We start from the raw sequence: 19429 nt of genomic DNA on the forward strand, positions 1-19429 counted from the left end.
CCTTGGAGGAAGCCTTAAGCCCTAATTTGAGAAACCATGTCAAGAATTGGTAAAAAGCCAGTTTCAATCCCAGCAGGTGTTGAGGTAAAACTTAACGACAACTTAATCGTTGTAAAAGGACCTAAAGGAGAATTGCAACAGGAAATCAACAAAGACATCGCTATCGAGGTTGAAGGTTCAGAAGTACGTTTCGTACGTCCTTCAGATCATAAAGACCACCGCTCTTTGCACGGTCTTTATAGAGCCTTAACTCAAAACATGGTGGTTGGTGTATCTGAGGGATACAAAAAATCACTAGAGTTAGTAGGTGTCGGTTTTAAAGCATCGGTACAAGGTCAATTATTGGACCTTGATCTTGGTTATTCACACAGAATTCTTTTCCAAGTTCCAGCGGAAATCAAAGTGAGCGCTGAAACTGCAAAAGGACAACCACCTGTAGTACACGTTGAAGGCGTTGACAAGCAATTGGTTGGACAAGTTGCAGCGAAGATCCGTTCATTCAGAAAGCCAGAACCATACAAAGGTAAAGGTGTGAAGTATGTTGGTGAAGAGATTAGAAGAAAAGCAGGTAAAGCTGCTGGTAAAAAATAACAAGTATGGCCACTAAGAAAGATCTGAGAAGACTGAGAATCAAAAGGGGTATTCGTAAGAAGATTTCAGGTACAGCTGAACGCCCTAGACTCTCTGTATACAAAAGTAATACTGCAATCTATGCGCAGTTGATCGACGACCAAACTGGCCGTACTCTTGTTGCCTCTGATTCACGTGAGATCAATGCTGAAAGCAAAGCATCTAACGTTACATTGGCTGCAGAAGTAGGCAAAAAGGTTGCTGAGAAAGCTACTGCTGCTGGTATTTCAACGGTTATTTTTGACCGTAACGGTTACCTTTACCACGGTAAAGTGAAAGCGTTAGCAGAAGGTGCTAGAGAAGGTGGTTTGAAATTCTAAAGAGTTGTCAGAGATGAAACAAAACGTAACAAAAGTAAAATCAGCTGATCTAGAGCTTACAGAAAAAGTTGTTGCTATCAAGCGTGTAGCTAAGGTAGTAAAAGGCGGTAGACGCTTCAGCTTTTCTGCGATCGTAGTTGTAGGTAACGGTGACGGCGTTGCTGGTTATGGTTTGGGTAAAGCCAACGAGGTAACTGACGCAATCACTAAAGGCATCGAAGACGCTAAGAAAAACCTAATGAAGGTACCAGTACTTAAAGGTACTGTTCCACACCCTCAAAAAGGTAAATTCGGTGGCGGACGCGTGCTAATCAAACCTGCATCTGCAGGTACTGGTGTTATCGCAGGTGGTGCGATGCGTGCAGTTCTTGAATCAGCAGGTGTACACGACGTATTAGCAAAATCACAAGGTTCTTCTAACCCACACAACGTGGTTAAAGCAACTTTTGATGCACTACTTAAAATGCGTGATCCACGCATGGTAGCTGAGCAACGCGGCGTGAAATTAAGCAAAGTTTTTAACGGCTAATCAAAAATTTAATCTAGTTATGGCAAAGATCCGTATTACTCAGGTTAGATCGTTGATCGGTCGTCCTGAAAGACAAAAACGCACAATCAAGGCGTTAGGGTTAGGAAAAATCAACAAAACTGTCGAAAAAGATGTTAATCCACAGATTTTAGGCATGGTAAAAGCAGTTGATCACCTAATCAGCGTTGAAGAGTTGTAATTTCTTTGTACTTTTGCATAAAGCATTAGTACTTTAAAAGGTATTAATTAGGAAACAGTCATGAAACTGCATACACTAAGTCCTGCGAAAGGTGGTAAAGTACGCCAAAATAAGCGCGTAGGTCGTGGACAAGGCTCAGGCCGTGGTGGCACGTCAACACGTGGTCACAAAGGTGCTAAGTCGCGTTCTGGTTATAGCCAGAAGTTTGGCTTCGAAGGAGGTCAAATGCCACTACAACGTCGCGTGCCTAAATTTGGCTTCAAATCTCCATTCAGAGTAGAATATACTCCGATCAACTTGGAAAATATCCAAAAGATCGCTGATGAGAAAGGTATTACTACTTTCGCGTTAGAGACATTCGTGGAGTTAGGAGTTATTTCTAAGAACGGTAAAGTTAAAGTTCTTGGTAATGGCGAACTAACTGCAACAGTAGAGATTTCGGCGAACGCTTTCTCTGCATCTGCTAAAGAGGCAATCGAAAAAGCAGGCGGAAAAGCGATTACATTGTAAGAAGCTATGAACAAGTTTGTCAAGACACTGAAGAACATTTTTTCAATCGAGGAGCTAAGAAACAGAATTTTATTCACTCTTGCGCTCCTAGCGATTTTCAGATTGGGATCGTATATCGTACTGCCCGGCGTTAACCCTGCAGAACTTGCAGATCAAACAGATGGAATTCTAGGAATGTTAAACGTCTTTTTAGGCGGGTCATTCTCTAGAGCTTCTATTTTTGCCTTGGGTATCATGCCTTACATTTCGGCATCCATTGTGATCCAATTGTTGAGCATGGCAGTGCCTTACTTCCAGCGTATGCAAAAGGAAGGAGAATCTGGTCGTAAACGAATTAACCAAATTACGCGTGTTTTGACGATCGTGATTACACTCTTCCAAGGATCAGGATATTTATATTCTACGATCCCTACAGAGGCAATCGTCATCAAACAGTCATTATTCTACCCAGCATCCATATTAATTATGACTGCGGGTACAATTTTCTGTATGTGGCTTGGTGAAAAAATCACTGAAAAAGGAATTGGTAATGGTATCTCCATGTTAATCATGATCGGTATCATTTCTGGCTTACCTGTAGCATTGTATCAAGAAGTAGATCAATTAGATCAAAACATTTTATTTGTTGCTGAACTTGTTACTTTGTTCTTTATTGTAATGGGTGTTGTTCTATTGAACGCAGCTGTTCGTAAGGTACCTGTGCAATATGCACGTCAGGTAGTAGGTGCTGGAGGTAAGAAACGTACTTTGGCTACTGGCCAACGTTCTTACATTCCATTAAAAGTGAATGCTGCGAACGTGATGCCTATCATTTTTGCACAATCATTAATGTTCCTTCCTTCTATGATTGCAGGCATTTGGGCAGATCAAAGTGATAATGCGAGATGGATTCAGCAAAATTTTGCTGACTTCACATCATTAGCTTACAATTTGACATTTGCAATTTTAATTTTAGTGTTCACGTATTTCTATACGGCGATTACGATCAACCCTGATCAAATGGCAGAAGACTTAAAGAGAAACAATGCATTTGTACCAAATGTGAAACCAGGTGAGGAAACTTCAAACTTCATTAGCTGGATTCTAGATAGAATCACATTACCTTCAGCAGTATATTTAGCAGTTGTGGCAATTTTGCCAGCTTTTGCTAGTATGTTAGGTGTTAGTGCTGGTTTTTCTAGATTCTATGGTGGTACATCACTTATTATCATGGTGGGTGTTATCTTAGATACTCTTCAGCAAATCGAATCATACTTGCTTATGCAAAATTATGATTCAATGATGAAGTCTGGGAATATCAAAGGACGCCAAAACGTGGCAACAGTCTAATGGTATACTACAAAACAGAAGAAGAGATAGAACTAATGCGTGTTAGTGCTGATTTACTCGGCAGAACGCATGGTGAAATCGCCAAGAATATTAAAGAAGGGGTAAGCCTTAGTGCTATTGATAAAATCGCTCATGATTTTATCATGGACAATGGGGCTCACCCCTCGTTCTTGAATTATAATGGGTTCCCAAACACTTTGTGCATGTCATTAAATGACGTTATTGTACACGGTATCCCTTCCGATTATGAGTTGAAAAGTGGTGACGTAATCTCTATTGATTGCGGAGTACTTTTAAATGAGTTTCATTCTGATAGTGCATACACTTACCCAGTGGGTGATGTGGATCCTGAAGTAATGAAACTTTTAAAGGTTACTAAGGAATCACTTTATAAAGGAATTGATGCTTGTAAAGTCAATAACAGAATTGGTGATGTGAGCTTTGCAGTTCAACAACACGCTGAAATGCACGGTTACGGAGTCGTTAGAGAATTGGTTGGTCATGGTTTAGGTAGACACCTACATGAAAAACCAGAAGTACCTAACTATGGGAAAAGAGGTAGAGGATTAAAAATCAAAGATGGATTAGTTATCGCAATTGAACCTATGATTAATTTAGGTACAAGAGCAATTACTCAAGACAACGATGGTTGGACAATCCGTACGAGAGATCGTAAACCTTCAGCTCATTATGAACACACTGTTGCTATTGTTAATGGTGAAACAGAAGTGTTGACAACATTCAAGTACATCGAGGAAGTATATCCATTTTAATTAAAATAATATCAAATGCCAAAACAATCTAATATTACCCAAGACGGTACGATCGTAGAGGCCCTTTCTAATGCAATGTTCCGTGTGGAGCTAAAGAATGGACATCAAGTTGTAGCACACATCTCTGGTAAGATGCGTATGCACTACATTCGTATCCTCCCAGGTGACAAAGTTCGTTTGGAAATGTCTCCATATGATCTTACTAAAGGAAGAATTGTTTATAGATATAAATAATTCAAAAAAAATACCTATCTTTGCAGGCCTGAATTCAGTGTTATTCAAATAGATTAACACGCAGTAACAAAATAATGGGAGAATTCCCTTTATTTTTGCCTAATTATTAAGAAGGTATGTTTAGTGCATGTGATTTATTCAAAATTATTTGGATAGACTGAGCATGGATAGGCGACTTTCGGGTGCCTTGACATTAAATCAGGGATTTTATACGTTTAAAAATTCGGAGCAATGAAAGTCAAAGCTTCTATCAAAAAACGCAGTGCGGACGATAAGATCATCCGCCGCAAAGGCAAGTTGTACATTATCAACAAGAAGAATCCAAGACATAAACAACGTCAAGGATAATTTCTTAGTACAACAGCGAGAATTAATTTAAGTTTTACAAAACCGTTCACAAGTAAAACATGGCACGTATTGCAGGTGTTGACATTCCAAACAACAAAAGAGGTGTTATTTCATTAACATACATCTTCGGAATTGGAAGAGCGTCAGCGGCGAGTATCCTTGCTGAAGCTGGAGTAAGCGAGGATAAAAAAGTTCAAGATTGGACTGACGAAGAATCACAAAAGATTCGTGAACTTATCACAGAAGGTCACAAAATCGAAGGTGAATTAAAATCAGAAATTCAATTAAACATCAAGCGTTTGATGGATATTGGATGTTACAGAGGCCTTCGTCACAGAAGAGGTTTGCCAGTTCGTGGTCAACATACCAAGAACAACTCACGTACTCGTAAGGGTAAGCGTAAGACAGTTGCAAACAAGAAGAAATAATTTAGTTCATAGCGTTTAGCTGAACAAAAAGAATTATGGCTCAAAGAAGAAAAAACGAAAAAGCTAAGAAAAGAGTAGTTAATGTAACTCAGGAGGGGGAAGTGCACATCAAAGCATCTTTCAACAACATTATCATCTCTTTCACCAACAAAGAAGGACAAGTGATTTCTTGGTCTTCAGCTGGTAAAATGGGCTTCAGAGGCTCAAAGAAAAACACTCCTTATGCTGCGCAACAAGCGTCATCAGATGCAGCGAAAGTTGCATTCGACTTAGGTATGCGTAAAGCTGAGGTTTTTGTAAAAGGTCCGGGTTCTGGTCGTGAAGCGGCTATCCGTACTGTACAAAATTCAGGTATTGAAGTAACTATCATCAAAGACGTTACTCCTCTACCACATAACGGATGTCGTCCTCCGAAAAGAAGAAGAGTCTGATTTGACCTTCTCTTTTTTAAGAGAACATTCGATATGAGTGTGTTATAAACAGGGTCTGTCGTAATAAGCCACGACAGAGATCATTAGCACCTCCTGAAAAAATTAATTTTTAAAGACACTCCTAAAATTCTAGAGAAATGGCTAGATATACAGGGCCTACATCGAAGATTGCTAGAAAGTTTAATGATCCAATCTTCGGGGCATGCAAGGAACTTAAGAAAAAGGCGTATCCTCCGGGACAGCATGGTAAAAACAGACGTCGTAAGCAGTCTGAATATGCTATCCAGCTTGCTGCAAAGCAAAAAGCGAAATACACTTATGGTGTATTAGAACGTCAGTTCCGTAACATTTTCGAAAAAGCTGCGAAAAAATCAGGTATCACAGGTACGAACTTATTACAGTTCTTAGAAGCGAGACTTGATAACACAGTATATCGTTTAGGATTCGCTCCTACTCGTAGAGCTGCGAGACAATTAGTATCGCACAAACACATTACTGTGAACGGTAAAGTAGTGAACATTCCTTCTTACACTTTGAAAGCTGGTGATGTGATTGGTATTCGTGCTAAATCACAAACTAACAAAGTGATCAAAGAGGCTACGACTGGTAAACAACGTACTGCTTATTCTTGGTTAGAATATAACGCTCAAGATTTGACAGGTAAATACGTTCAAAATCCAGAGAGAGACGAGATCCCAGAAAATATTCAAGAGCAACTTATCGTCGAGTTGTACTCTAAGTAATATAGATCTTTGGAAAATGCTTCTAAGTATGTTATTTTAACATCCTTAGAAGCTTTTCTTATGATCTTATTAAACTTTTTAAAACCACAATCATTATATGTCCATTCTTGCTTTTCAAAAACCTGACAAGTTGGTAAAGGAATCGGCTGATGAATTCAAAGGCCTTTTCGAATTCAAACCTCTTGAAAAAGGATACGGCGTAACAGTTGGTAACGCTCTTAGACGTATATTACTTTCGTCGCTTGAAGGATATGCTATCGTGGGTATCAAATTCCCAAATGTACTTCACGAATATTCGACTATCGATGGCGTTGTAGAAGATGTGACTGAGATTATCTTAAACTTAAAGAAAGTTCGCTTTAAGGCTGAGGTAGAAAATCCGTCGCAAAAAATCAACATCAACATCAGTGGTAAAAGCGAATTTAAAGCGGGTGATATTGCTCAGTTCACAGAAGAATATAAAGTCCTTAACCCGGATTTTACAATTTGTAACTTAGACGAGAGCGTAAATCTTCAGGTTGAGTTCACAATGATGAACGGCCGTGGATACTTATCTGCAGACGAACAAGCTGAGAGTGAAGCTGATGATATTGTTGGTTTTATTCCGATTGATGCAATCTTCACTCCAGTAAAAAATGTTAGATACCATGTTGAAGACTTTAGAGTTGACGACCGTACTGACTTTGAGAAATTGGTGATTGAAGTTATTACTGATGGTTCTGTTGAGCCAGAGGAGTCTTTAAAAGACGCCGCTAATATCTTGATCCAACACTTTATGTTGTTCTCTGACAATAATATGATTATTGATGATGGAGGAAACGACGCTCAAGTGGAAATTGATGATGAATACTTAAGAATGCGTAAGCTTCTTAAAACATCATTATCTGATCTTGATTTATCAGTTCGTGCATACAATTGCTTGAAAGCTGCAGATGTTAAAACTTTGGGAGATTTAGCATCTTTAGAAATTTCAGACATGATGAAGTTCAGAAACTTTGGTAAGAAATCACTTACTGAGTTAGAACAATTGATGACTGATAAGAAATTGTCATTTGGTATGGATGTGACTAAATACCGTCTTGACGAAGATTAGTCACTAATTACATAAATGTCTAACTGTTCCTTGGACACGGCAGTTAGTTAATTACCGGCCGAAGAAAAGCTAAGGCTTTTTGGAGGTTCACCGTCCAATAATTATTATTAATCATGTAGCAGTTCCTAATACGGCTGTTGCAATATCATTATTACAATGAGACACGGTAAAAAATTCAACCACTTAGGTAGACAAAAGAAGCATAGAGAGCTTATGCTTGCTAACATGGCTTGTTCTTTAATCGAGCACAAGCGTGTTTTCACTACAGTTGCTAAAGCTAAAGCATTACGTAAATACGTAGAGCCATTAGTAACTAAGTCGAAAAACGATACAATGCACTCTCGTCGTGTGGTATTTTCTTACCTTCGTGACAAGTACGCGACTACTGAGTTATTCTCAGCAATTCGTGATGCTGTAATCAACCGTCCAGGTGGTTACACTCGTATCATCAAAACAGGTCGTCGTTTAGGTGACGGTGCTGAAATGGCAATGATCGAGTTTGTTGACTTTAACGATATCTACAACGTTAAAGAAACTAAGACGAAAACTCGTCGTAGAAAGAAAAAAGCTTCAGCTCCTGCTGCTCCAGAAGCACCAGCAACTGAAGAAAATAATAACGAAGAATCAGCTGAATAATCAGATGGTGAATCGATAATTATAATAAAGGGAAATGGTTAATTAATCATTTCCCTTTTTTTTAGGTCATGTATATCATCATACCCAAAATTTTTAATATTTTTGCACTAAGTTCAACTAGACTGTAATATCAATGGAGAAGAAGACTGCCATTTTAATGCTTCAAGATGGAACTACCTATAAAGGAACAGCCATCGGAGCAATTGGTACAACAACAGGCGAAATTTGTTTCAACACAAGTATGACAGGTTATCAAGAGATCTATACTGATCCTTCATACTATGGCCAAATCATTGTAAATACTGTATCACATATCGGTAACTACGGTACAGTACACAACGAGAATGAATCTAAAAAGCCTCAAATTAATGGTCTTGTTGTAAAAAGCTTTTCAAGCGTTTATTCAAGAAGTACTGCTGAGGGTTCATTACAAGACTATTTAGAATCAGCTAACTTAGTAGGTATTGCAGATATTGATACTCGTGCTTTAGTAAGACATATCCGTCAGAAAGGTGCGATGAACGCTATTATTACATCTGAAACTGAAGACCTTAAGGTAATTAAGAAACAATTGGATGCTACTCCTAATATGGAAGGCTTGGAATTGTCTTCGGTTGTAACTACTAAAGAACCTTATATCGTAGGTGATCCTCGTGCTGCTGTAAAAGTTGCTGTATTGGATTTGGGTATCAAGAAGTCTATTCTTGAAAACTTTACATCAAGAGGTATGTTGTGTAAAGTATTCCCATCAAATACTACATTTGAGCAAATGAAACAATGGAAACCGGATGGTTATTTCTTATCAAACGGACCTGGTGACCCATCTGTTATGGATTATGCAGTGGATACAGCAAAACAAATTTTAGATGCTGATAAACCATTGTTCGGTATCTGTTTAGGACATCAGATTATTTCAAGAGCAATGGGTCTTGAAACATATAAGATGCACCACGGACATAGAGGAGCAAATCACCCTGTGAAAAACTTAGTTTCTGGTAGATCTGAAGTGACTTCTCAAAACCACGGTTTTGCAGTAAGCATGGAAAGTATTGAAAAGAACGATGCTATCGAGTTAACTCATATCAACCTTAACGATGAAACAGTTGAGGGGATCAAGGTACTTGGTAAAAACGCATTCTCAGTTCAATACCACCCTGAAGCTTCTCCGGGACCTAACGATTCGAGATATTTATTTACTCGTTTCCTAGAAATGATTCAAGAAAATAACTAGCAATTAGTTAGTTATAAAAGATAAATTAGCATGGTTATTTAATTGACCATGCTTTTTTTGTATCTTGTAAAAATACAAACGATGTGATGATCAATAACACATAGATGACTTCTAATAAATCTTACATATCAACTTTTATCCTTCTATTTTTTTCTATTGGTTTCGTTTTGGGGCAATCTCCATTATCCCAAGGAGATATTTACAAATTAGAAATCACCGAAGATGGTATTTATAAAATAGATGCTTCATTAATGTCAGAAATGGGCATTGATATTAATTCTTTAAATGCAAACCAATTGTTCTTATATGGTTTTGGAGAAGGCATGCTTCCTCAAACTAATTCTGATTACAGACCTGATGAATTATTAGAAGTTCCTATGAAATATGTGGGGAATGACACTAACTTAAATAGCAATTCATATTTCTTATTTTACGGATTTGGACCAAATAAAACCATCATCAATTCTGATGAAGAGTTTGTTAATAAAGAGTTGAACTTGTATTCAGCTACCAATAATTACTTTTTAGTAGTTAAAAGCCAAGGTTCACCCAAAAGGATACAAAATCGAAATGTTTCTGGAATTAATTCTCAAAACTTTGATCAATTAATTGAGAGTATTCACTTTGAAGAAGACATAAGAACAGCTTTAAATGATGCTTCTGGACGTTTTTTCTTTGGGGAAAATTTTACAACAACAACATCAAAAAGTATTAGTATTCCTGTTATACCACAATCTACTGCTTCGCTGATAAGATTTAAAATAGGGGTAATGGGGAAATCCAGAGAAGTAAGTACATTTAGTATTCAAACTAATACTGTTAATAGAGGAGAATTAGAAGTACCAGCTGCTCCTGAATTCAATTCATATAGATATGGGAATCAGGGTCATATGGTCAACTCCTTATTTGATCCTTATTCTGTTAATTCGATTGGAGATAATATCACGTTTGATATTTCATTTAGCAAACCTTTATCTGATTCTGAAGGGTATCTAGATTACATTACTTTAAATATCAATAGAACTTTAATGGAAAAAAGTGGAGGTTTTTCTCTTCATGGATTTTTTGATAATGATTCTAGAGATGTAGCTGCGATTAAAAATAGTAGTAATTTAGAAATTTGGGACATTTCAAATACCCAAGATATCTATGTATTGCCTAAAGTTAATGATAGAAATAACTTATCAAGATCAAAAAGTTATTTTGAGGTGGTTGCATTTAATAACTCAAATGTTTTATCGCCTACATATTTAGAAAAAATACCGAATCAAAATTTAAGAGGTATTAGTGTACCTAACCTTCTGATTATTACTGCTCCACAATATTTAACACAAGCAAATCAATTAAAATCTCATAGAGAGTCACATGATAATTTATCTGTTTCCGTAGTCACCACAGATCAAGTTTACAACGAATTTTCTTCTGGAAGACAAGATGTGAGTGCTATTAGAGACTTTGCTAAATATTTATATGAGAAGAATAATCAAGAACTAAAGTATTTATTGTTATTCGGTCAGGGATCATATGATTATAAAGGGAGTCAATTCGAGAATTCTAGTCAAGTGCCTGTATATGAGTCAAGAAATGTTTTACATAGAACTCAAACCTTTTCATCTGAAGACTATTTTGGTTTCTTTGATAATCATGAAGGTTATTGGACTGAAGATATTGAAGGAACTGCAGATGAATATGATTTAGAAATAGGAATTGGTAGATTACCCGCTAGAAATGTAGAACAAGCTCAATTACTATTAAATAAACTGATAAGTTACGATACCACTACAGCTAATCGACAACAATGGAAAAAAGATATTGTTTTTGTTGCAGATGATGGCGATAACAATAACCATCAGTCTGATGCAAATGAATTGGCAGTTTATGTAGAAGAAACTTTTAAAGAGTTTAATTCTAAGAGAATATATATTGATAACCTTCAGAAAGAAACTTCTCCTACAGGTGCAATAGCTCCTGAAACTTACGATCTTGTTTATAAGACAATAAATGATGATGGGGCGATGATTATCAATTACAGTGGTCATGGTTCTATTTCAAGATGGGCAGATGAAACAATAATGGATTTAGAATTAGCGAATAATTTGACTAATTATCATCATTTGCCATTATTTTTTACAGCGACATGTGAATACGGCAGGTACGATAATCCTAATTATGAATCAGGTGCTGAGCAACTATTATTTAATTCTAAAGGAGGAGCAATTGCTTTGATGACTACCACAAGACCAGTGTTTGCATCAAGTAATCTTGTAATTAATAAAGCATTTTATGAACAAATTTTTGTGAAAGATGCCGATGGTAATTATCCTCGATTAGGAGATGTATTTAAGTTAACTAAGAATAATAGTTTAAGAGGTACAAGAAATCGTAATTTCGCCTTGCTTGGAGACCCATCAATGAGATTATTCATTCCTAAAACTGAAACAAAAATTACTCATTTGAATGATGAACTATTATCAAGTTCTGATACAATTAAAGCTTTAGATAGAATTCGTTTAAGAGGGGAGATAGTTAATGATAATACTAGAAATACCGGATTTAATGGAGAAGTATTTTTAACATTGTTCGAAAAACCAATAACATCATCGACATTAGGAAATGATGGACCTGAAACTGTATTTGAATACCAGGAAAGAAAATATCAACTTTTTAGAGGGGTTGCTGATGTTGTAAATGGTGAATTCGAAATTGATTTTGTAGTACCGTTAGATATTAGGTATAATATTGGGAATGCAAAGTTTAGTCTTTATGCCAAAGCAAATGATAATGAAGAGGCAATTGGTGGAGAAATGAATATTTTAATTGGTGGTTCTTCAGATAACCCTGTTCAGGACAATAATCCACCTGAAATATCAATTTCTTTAAATGGAGATCCTTCAAATGTTAATACCTATCCAGATCTTTATTTTCATGCTGAATTAGAAGATGAATCCGGTATTAATATATCTGGTATTGGAGTTGGACATGATGCGACATTGATTTTGGATGAAGGTGATACTAGTTGGGTTGTAAATGATTACATCATGCCTGTGTCAGGTCAAGAAAATACATATTCTTTAGTTTTTCCTGTAAATAACCTAGAAGAAGGTGAACATACTTTAGAGTTAGTTGTTTGGGATGTATTGAATAATAGATCATCAAAAACGATACGTTTCTATGTAAGTAACATTAATGAAATAGAAGTGGAGGAGTTAAAAGCTTATCCTAATCCTGTAAATAATCAATTTACTTTATCATTTAAACATAATTTAGGTGGAAAATATCTAAAGATTCAATCGAATATTGTGGATATGTCTGGTAAAGTTGTTCTTAAGAGCGATTTAGAATACGAAGTATCAGATGATATCATTCAAATACAATATGATGATGTGAAATCTTCATTGAACTTAAATAAAGGGATTTATGTAATACAACTCATCATAGAAAGTCCTATATTGGGACTACAATCAGTAAAAACTATCAGAATAGTAGTTATTTAATCAAATAATGACTTTTATTTAAATAGATTACTTATCTTTAAATAAATAGATTTAGAGCAACTGCCTATAAAAAACAATTACACATAATTAGTTTGGCTCATCGCAGCTATTTTTTTCGACTTTAATACGATCAGCATTTAGTTATGTTCAATCTGAAGAATTCATTTGCTTTTTTAATACTCTTATCATTTTTTGTAGTAGACGTAAAAGCACAGAGTGGTGGTAGTGGAAACCCACCAAGTAATATTATTAATGGTGGTAATGCTAATAGTAATCCTATTATTACCGCGGTACCCTTTTTAAATATTTCACCTGAAGCAAGAGGTGCAGCAATGGGTGATATGGGTGTGGCGACTTCGCCAGATGTTTCATCATCACATTGGAACCCTTCAAAATATGCTTTCATCGAAGATGATTGGGGTGCATCATTGTCTTACAATCCTTGGCTACAAAAGATTGTTGGCGATATGTCTTTAAGTTATCTTTCAGCTTATAAACGTTTGAATAAGCGTCAGACTGTTGGATTCAGTATGCGTTACTTTGATTTAGGAAGTATTCAGTTTACTGACGACAATGGTAATACATTACAACTATTCAATCCAAGAGAATATTCTTTTGATGGTCATTTTGCGATGCAATTATCTGACCGCTATAGTATGGCCGTTTCAGCACGTTATATCTACAGTAATCTAGCTGGATCATTATCAGGTGGTAATGTAGATAGTAAACCAGCACATGGCTTTGCCGCTGATATCTCTGGTTACTTTAGAAATCCTGATGTTCAAATCGGACAATATTCAGGCGTTTTTGCATGGGGATGGAATGTATCAAATATTGGTACAAAGATGAATTATAGTGCTAGTTCGCAAGAAGACTTTTTACCTACTAACTTAAAGCTAGGTACATCATTGACTTTAGATCTTGATGCTTACAATAAATTGACTTTTGGTGTAGATGTGAACAAGTTGTTGGTGCCCACACCAGATTCAACTTATGACTTTAGATCAGTAGGTATTTTAGAAGGGATGTTTAATGGTTTGACAAAAGCTCCAGGTGGATTCTCAGAAAAAATGAAAGAATTTATGTGGAGTGTGGGTGCAGAATATTGGTATAACGATATGTTTGCAGCTAGAATGGGTTATTTCTATGAGCATCCAGATAAAGGTGATAGACAATATATGCAATTAGGTTTAGGTATTAAATACCAAGTCGTAACACTAGATTTTGCCTACCTTCTATCATTCAAAAGAAACAATCCTCTTGAGGATACATTACGATTCTCCCTCTCCTTTAACTTTGGGGGGAAGAACTCACTCAAGAAGAAAAAATCATATAATCCAGCAGGAGGTAATGATGTCTTAGATGCAGATGATATCTAATCAACATCAAAAATTAATAAAAGGTGAGGTAAAATAGTTTACCTCACCTTTTTTTTCCATATTAACTGAATCTTCCCAACATGAGTTCAGTAATTCATTAATTGAATTTCTGATAATATTTAAGCATTTCTTTTATTCAAATATGAACCATAGTTTAGATAGAACAATCGCACCTGAATCTTTTCAATTAGTTGATTTTTCTTTACAAAAACCCGAACAATATCAACTCCCGAATTCTTGTAAGGTTTTTGCCATAAAGAATAATGCACAACCTATTTTACATTTCTCAATTGTAATAAAAGGAGGGAAGTTGGTAGAGGATGTGAAGGGAACGGCATTTTTAACTTCAAAAATGATAGGAGAAGGAGTTAAGGGGATGAATAGTGCTCAAATTCATGAGTATCTTGACTCTTATGGAGCTATTATTAATGTATCTAACGACTTGGACTCATTTACCTTAACAGGTCATTGTTTAAAAAGGTATTTTGGAGAAGTGATATCAATGGTGAATAAATACTTGAAAGAGTCTGAATTCTCTGAGGAAGAATTTCGTCATATCGTTCAAGTAGTTGTTCAGCAGAAAAAACTAGCAGAAGAAAAAACGTCATATCTGTCCACTAAGAAATTCAGAGAATCCTTTTATGGAGAAGATCACCCTTTTGGATCTACATTATCAGCTGAACAGATACTTCAATTTTCAATAGATGATGTTCAGAAATACTACAACGATCAAATCATTGGAGCACCTTTTGAAATATTCATATCAGGTGATTTTGATGATTCATGCTTAAAGATTTTAAGTGATCAGTTAGGAAAAATTGAAATTAAAAAAGGAAGTGCTATTTTAAAATATCCTAAGTTTGTCGATAAAATTAATTCGAATGAACTAAAAATATATGACGCAAAGGATGGATCTGTACAATCTAGTATAAGAATAGGTTGCCCAACGTTTACTTTGCCTCATAATGACTTAGAAGCGTTCTCAGTGATGAATGAAATGCTTGGAGGGTATTTTGGGTCTAGATTGATGAAAAACATTAGAGAGGAAAAGGGGCTTACTTACGGAATTCATTCATCGTTTAGAAATGAACAAAATCAAGGGTATTTTTTAATTGCAACTGATGTAAAAAAAGAATTAAGAGACGTAGCAACAACCGAAATTTATAAAGAAATAGAAAAATTAGGTAAAGAACCTATTTCCCAAGAAGAATTAATAACTGTACAAAACTATATGTCAGGTAATTTTATCATGTCTATTAATTCTAATATTTCCTTGTTAGAGGTAACAAAAGGATTATATAAGAAAGGATTGAACTTCGACTACTACGATACATATGTAAGTAGAATTCAGTCTGTAACAACACAGCAAGTTCAAGATATGGTCAAAAAATATTTATTAGGAGATATGTTAGAAGTGGTTGTAGGGTAATACAAACTTCTATAAATAACAAAAGTGGTAGCAAACATGAATTGTTTTCTACCACTTTTTTGTGAGTTGAAGTTTGTGAAGTAATTACCTAGTAGTAATCCGACAATTTGATTGTCGTTGTTAATTGCTTCAAAAAATCTGTGTCTTCTAGTTTAGTACTTTAGTTGAAAGTTTGTCTAACACAGAATAAAAAAATGTTTGTAATGTTAGTCTGTTTGTTTAATAAAGTGTAATAAAAACGGTTAAAGACGTTATTTTTCTTACTCCGTTTTTATGTTGATACAATTCTAATATAATTAATTTTAATAAACAATATTAGTTAACAAATTCAATTACATTTAGTTAAATATTAATAGTACGTATAGGAATAGTGATAAATAAAATAAAAGATAAGTAAAATTACGTGCTTAGATACTCACTCAATAAAAAATTCAATTTCTCTAAAAAAGTTGACATTACTTGATAAACTTACATATGTTTAAATTTTGTTAGAAGGTGTACAAAATGTAACAATAAATGTAAATCAAATTAATTTTTTGAAGAGTTATCACGTTACATAAGGTATCAAAACATCTAGTACCTATGTATATTTACATGGGATATATCAATTATTTGATTTTAATATTTATCTTTTATTCAATTTTAAAGTAATCCGAAAAGAATTATGGCTTCATTCGATAAGTTAGATATGGCTACATTATCAGGTAGTTCACTCGCTAATTTTAATAAAATAGAAAAAGACTATACTATTGAACCTCAGTTTAAGAATAAGTTTAATAAGGCAAAATTGATTAGTACTTTATGTTATCCAGTTGAGAAAATAAATCAGAACTTGCTTTACAGTAAGGCCGATAACATAACAATAGATAAAGATCCAGTATTTATTTTAGGTCATTGGAGAAGTGGAACAACCCATTTGCATAATTTATTAGCTAAAGATCCTCAGTTTGGTTTTGTGAATACTTTTCAAAGTGTGTTTCCAAATGCCTTAATGTTTGGGAAAAATATTTTTACAGCAATGATGAAAATATTTATGCCTAAAGAACGTCCAGCTGATGGATTAAAATTAGATCCAGCTTTTCCACAAGAGGAAGAATTTGCTTTAGGTAATATTCATGATATGAGTTTCTACTATTTTTGGTACTTCCCTCAAGATACACTTAAGATATTTGATAAATTCTTATTAGGTAAAGGTTTGTCTGAGGAAAAGAAACAAAAGTGGAGAGATGAATATTTACGTTTTGCAAAATTAGCTTTGATGCAAACAAAAGGTGAACGTTTTCTTTCTAAGAACCCTCCTCATACGGCTAGAGTTGATGAAATTCTTAAGGTATTTCCTAATGCCAAGTTTATCTATATATATAGAAATCCATATGAAGTTTTTGGTTCAACATTTAGATTTTTCAAGGGAGTACTTCCTAGTCAGAAATTTCAAGAAATCACTGACGACCAATTATCAGATAATATCTTAAAAGTATTTACAAAGATGTATGATAAATATGAAAGTGATAAATCTTTAATTCCAGAGGGAAATCTTGTTGAAGTGAAGTATGAAGAATTTTCAAAAGATAACATAGGGTATTTATCAGATATTTATCGTGATTTAAATATTGGTGATTTCAATTCTGTAAAACCATTAATGGAAGAGTACTTAAATGGTTTGGGAACGCATAAGAAGCATCAATATAATTTCCCACAAGATGTCATAGACAAAGTGAATGAACACTGGCATTATGCATTTGAAAAGTGGGATTATGAAATGATTAAATAGAGAATAAGTTTTAGAATAATTATATAAAAGTCACTTTAGAAATGAAGTGGCTTTTTTAATTTCAATGTACCACATTATCTATTGGTACAAGGAATAATTGGTTCATATTATAAAATGAACCGATTTTTTTTTGCCATTACTTTAAGTTAGAAACATGAAATGAAACTGGATTAACAGTATGAAATGAAAAACGATTAACTATGAAAAAACTACTATTTTTTTTAGCAAGCATTATTGTTTCTACACAACTAATGGCTGTGAATTATTACCCAAATGGAGATCAAGAAATCAATTCTTGGACAGAATGGCAAAATACAAGTAATTGGACAAGAGTTGGAGGGGGTACAGGATATCCCATATTAGGTGATAAAGTTATTTTGGGTAACTCAAAGTCTTTAACTATTGATTTCGACCTTCCAACGAATATTGGTGGTGGCATCTACATGGAATTAGAAGCTGATGGAAGATTAATAGTTAATTCTAATGGAGTGCTTAATATTCTTGGCGATTTAAATATGGAAGAAGCCAATGTTCAAATTGAAATCTATGGCTATTTAGAGGTCGAAGACGATATGAATGTTGATAATGGGAACCTATTTCTAAAAAATGGAGGTGAACTCATTGTAAACGATAATTTCACAAGGTTAGATATAGGTAGTGGACAAATAGAGATAGCAGGTGATGGAACAAGGTTAGTGGTTGAGGGGAATTTTTATGATGGTCATTACACTCCTTTAGTATTTAATGCTCCAACAATCGAAATTACAGGTGCTTGTTTTACAAAAGAAGGATCTTTTTGTGATATCAATTTACCAGTAGAATTAATTTCTTTTGAGGTGAAAAAAGATGGATTTAAAAATATAATCCTATGGAAAACGGCACAAGAAATAAATAATGATTATTTCATTTTATTAAAATCTTATGACAAAATAAACTGGATTGAAATAGAAAGAAAGGAGGGGGCTGGAAATTCAAATACTACTTTGAGCTATTCAGTAGTAGATAGTAATATAGAAGCTTCAGGTAAAATTTATTATCAGCTTATTCAAGTTGATTTTGATGGAACAGAAACAGTATATGGCCCCTTAATGGTATTGGATGGACAAAGTCAAGATATTGTTAAAGTGTACACTTATGGAGATCGTTTTGCTTTTATGCTTGGAGATGAAATAAAAAATATAAAGTATACAGTAATTTCATCTAATGGGGCAATGAGACACTTTGAAGGTTCAGAGAATAATTACTTTGAAATAAGTAAAACAGATCTTTATCAAGGTATCAATATTATACATATTTACTTTGGGGCTAAGATCTATTCAAAAAAGATTTATAATTAATTTCTTCAATTAATAAAGCTAGTATAAACTAACGATTCCAAAAGATAGCTCATGAAGTTTTCATGAGTTGTTTTTTTTTGATATTAGATACAAAAAAAGGGTGAACCTTTCGGATCACCCTTTATATCTATATCGATTAATTTTAGATCAAACTAAAATTATTTGATTTCGATTTCAGCACCTTCAGCAGCTAATGCATCTTTCAACGCTTCAGCTTCTTCTTTAGAGATACCTTCTTTTACTGGAGCTGGAGCAGAATCAGCTAATTCTTTAGCTTCTTTCAAACCTAAACCAGCAGCTGATTTAAGAGCTTTAACTACTTTCAATTTAGCTGAACCAGCTGACTTCAAGATTACGTCGAATTCAGTTTTTTCTTCAGCAGCAGCACCACCTTCAGCACCACCTGCAACCATTACTGGAGCAGCAGCAGCAGCTGGCTCGATACCATGCTCTTCTTTCAAGATCTCAGCAAGTTCTTGTACTTCCTTAACTGTTAGGTTTACTAACTCTTCTGCGAATTTTTTCAAATCTGCCATTTTTGTAAAATTAAAATGTGTTTTTAAATAAAGTTACGATTTATATATA

General features: G+C 34.7%; 21 protein-coding genes. 20 read left to right on the forward strand and 1 reads right to left on the reverse strand.

Translation table 11 applies throughout. The features are described from left to right. The first annotated feature begins 36 nt into the window (after nucleotides 1-36). From rplF to MY04_RS18490, 20 genes are all read left to right on the forward strand, one after another. Nucleotides 37-591 (forward strand): 50S ribosomal protein L6, encoded by a 555-nt coding sequence (gene rplF / locus MY04_RS18395; protein WP_066212092.1) that lies wholly within the window; start codon nucleotides 37-39, stop codon nucleotides 589-591. 5 nt (nucleotides 592-596) lie between these two features. Continuing rightward, on the forward strand, nucleotides 597-950 hold the full coding sequence (gene rplR, locus MY04_RS18400; protein ID WP_066212094.1) for a 50S ribosomal protein L18: 354 nt from the start codon (nucleotides 597-599) through the stop codon (nucleotides 948-950). Between the two features lie 13 nt (nucleotides 951-963). Next, nucleotides 964-1479 (forward strand): 30S ribosomal protein S5, encoded by a 516-nt coding sequence (rpsE, locus tag MY04_RS18405; protein ID WP_066212096.1) that lies wholly within the window; start codon nucleotides 964-966, stop codon nucleotides 1477-1479. A gap of 19 nt (nucleotides 1480-1498) precedes the next feature. Further along, complete coding sequence (gene rpmD, locus MY04_RS18410) at nucleotides 1499-1678, forward strand: 50S ribosomal protein L30 (RefSeq protein ID WP_044228404.1); 180 nt, start codon at nucleotides 1499-1501, stop codon at nucleotides 1676-1678. Between the two features lie 60 nt (nucleotides 1679-1738). Next, complete coding sequence (rplO, locus tag MY04_RS18415; protein ID WP_044228401.1) at nucleotides 1739-2188, forward strand: 50S ribosomal protein L15; 450 nt, start codon at nucleotides 1739-1741, stop codon at nucleotides 2186-2188. Between the two features lie 6 nt (nucleotides 2189-2194). Continuing rightward, nucleotides 2195-3517: a preprotein translocase subunit SecY gene (gene secY / locus MY04_RS18420; RefSeq protein ID WP_066212099.1), complete on the forward strand. Its 1323-nt coding sequence runs from the start codon at nucleotides 2195-2197 to the stop codon at nucleotides 3515-3517. Continuing rightward, nucleotides 3517-4290: a type I methionyl aminopeptidase gene (gene map / locus MY04_RS18425; RefSeq protein WP_066212100.1), complete on the forward strand. Its 774-nt coding sequence runs from the start codon at nucleotides 3517-3519 to the stop codon at nucleotides 4288-4290. Before secY ends, map begins: the two co-directional genes overlap by 1 nt. Nucleotides 4291-4305: 15 nt before the next feature. Then, nucleotides 4306-4524, forward strand: coding sequence for a translation initiation factor IF-1 (gene infA, locus MY04_RS18430; RefSeq protein WP_044228392.1), 219 nt, complete (start codon nucleotides 4306-4308; stop codon nucleotides 4522-4524). Between the two features lie 231 nt (nucleotides 4525-4755). Further along, nucleotides 4756-4872: a 50S ribosomal protein L36 gene (gene rpmJ, locus MY04_RS18435; protein WP_084005960.1), complete on the forward strand. Its 117-nt coding sequence runs from the start codon at nucleotides 4756-4758 to the stop codon at nucleotides 4870-4872. Nucleotides 4873-4931: 59 nt separating this feature from the next. Continuing rightward, nucleotides 4932-5300 carry a 30S ribosomal protein S13 gene (gene rpsM, locus MY04_RS18440; RefSeq protein ID WP_066212103.1) on the forward strand — a complete coding sequence of 123 codons (369 nt, stop codon included), beginning with the start codon at nucleotides 4932-4934 and terminating at the stop codon, nucleotides 5298-5300. A 35-nt stretch (nucleotides 5301-5335) separates the two neighbouring features. Next, nucleotides 5336-5731 (forward strand): 30S ribosomal protein S11, encoded by a 396-nt coding sequence (gene rpsK, locus MY04_RS18445; protein ID WP_066212107.1) that lies wholly within the window; start codon nucleotides 5336-5338, stop codon nucleotides 5729-5731. A gap of 137 nt (nucleotides 5732-5868) precedes the next feature. Beyond that, entirely contained in the window at nucleotides 5869-6474 is a 606-nt protein-coding gene (rpsD, locus tag MY04_RS18450) for a 30S ribosomal protein S4 (RefSeq protein ID WP_066212109.1), read from the forward strand. A gap of 97 nt (nucleotides 6475-6571) precedes the next feature. Next, nucleotides 6572-7567 carry a DNA-directed RNA polymerase subunit alpha gene (locus MY04_RS18455; RefSeq protein WP_066212111.1) on the forward strand — a complete coding sequence of 332 codons (996 nt, stop codon included), beginning with the start codon at nucleotides 6572-6574 and terminating at the stop codon, nucleotides 7565-7567. A 156-nt stretch (nucleotides 7568-7723) separates the two neighbouring features. Next, nucleotides 7724-8203, forward strand: a complete 480-nt coding sequence (gene rplQ / locus MY04_RS18460; RefSeq protein ID WP_066212112.1) for a 50S ribosomal protein L17 — start codon at nucleotides 7724-7726, stop codon at nucleotides 8201-8203. A 133-nt stretch (nucleotides 8204-8336) separates the two neighbouring features. Then, on the forward strand, nucleotides 8337-9434 hold the full coding sequence (gene carA / locus MY04_RS18465; protein ID WP_066212114.1) for a glutamine-hydrolyzing carbamoyl-phosphate synthase small subunit: 1098 nt from the start codon (nucleotides 8337-8339) through the stop codon (nucleotides 9432-9434). Between the two features lie 104 nt (nucleotides 9435-9538). Then, nucleotides 9539-12928 carry a type IX secretion system sortase PorU gene (gene porU / locus MY04_RS18470; RefSeq protein ID WP_066212115.1) on the forward strand — a complete coding sequence of 1130 codons (3390 nt, stop codon included), beginning with the start codon at nucleotides 9539-9541 and terminating at the stop codon, nucleotides 12926-12928. 143 nt (nucleotides 12929-13071) lie between these two features. Then, complete coding sequence (porV, locus tag MY04_RS18475) at nucleotides 13072-14307, forward strand: type IX secretion system outer membrane channel protein PorV (RefSeq protein ID WP_066212117.1); 1236 nt, start codon at nucleotides 13072-13074, stop codon at nucleotides 14305-14307. Nucleotides 14308-14449: 142 nt separating this feature from the next. Further along, nucleotides 14450-15736 (forward strand): M16 family metallopeptidase, encoded by a 1287-nt coding sequence (locus MY04_RS18480; protein ID WP_066212119.1) that lies wholly within the window; start codon nucleotides 14450-14452, stop codon nucleotides 15734-15736. 664 nt (nucleotides 15737-16400) lie between these two features. Beyond that, entirely contained in the window at nucleotides 16401-17507 is a 1107-nt protein-coding gene (locus MY04_RS18485) for a sulfotransferase family protein (protein WP_066212120.1), read from the forward strand. Between the two features lie 200 nt (nucleotides 17508-17707). Next, nucleotides 17708-18844 carry a hypothetical protein gene (locus MY04_RS18490; protein ID WP_066212121.1) on the forward strand — a complete coding sequence of 379 codons (1137 nt, stop codon included), beginning with the start codon at nucleotides 17708-17710 and terminating at the stop codon, nucleotides 18842-18844. Between the two features lie 158 nt (nucleotides 18845-19002). Here the strand turns inward: MY04_RS18490 and rplL are convergent, their stop codons facing one another. Beyond that, a complete protein-coding gene (gene rplL, locus MY04_RS18495; protein WP_066212123.1) occupies nucleotides 19003-19380 on the reverse strand; it encodes a 50S ribosomal protein L7/L12 in 378 nt (125 codons plus the stop codon). Between the last annotated feature and the right edge of the window lie 49 nt (nucleotides 19381-19429).

The organism is Flammeovirga sp. MY04 (genome assembly GCF_001682195.2).
In the GTDB taxonomy this organism is placed as follows: domain Bacteria; phylum Bacteroidota; class Bacteroidia; order Cytophagales; family Flammeovirgaceae; genus Flammeovirga; species Flammeovirga yaeyamensis.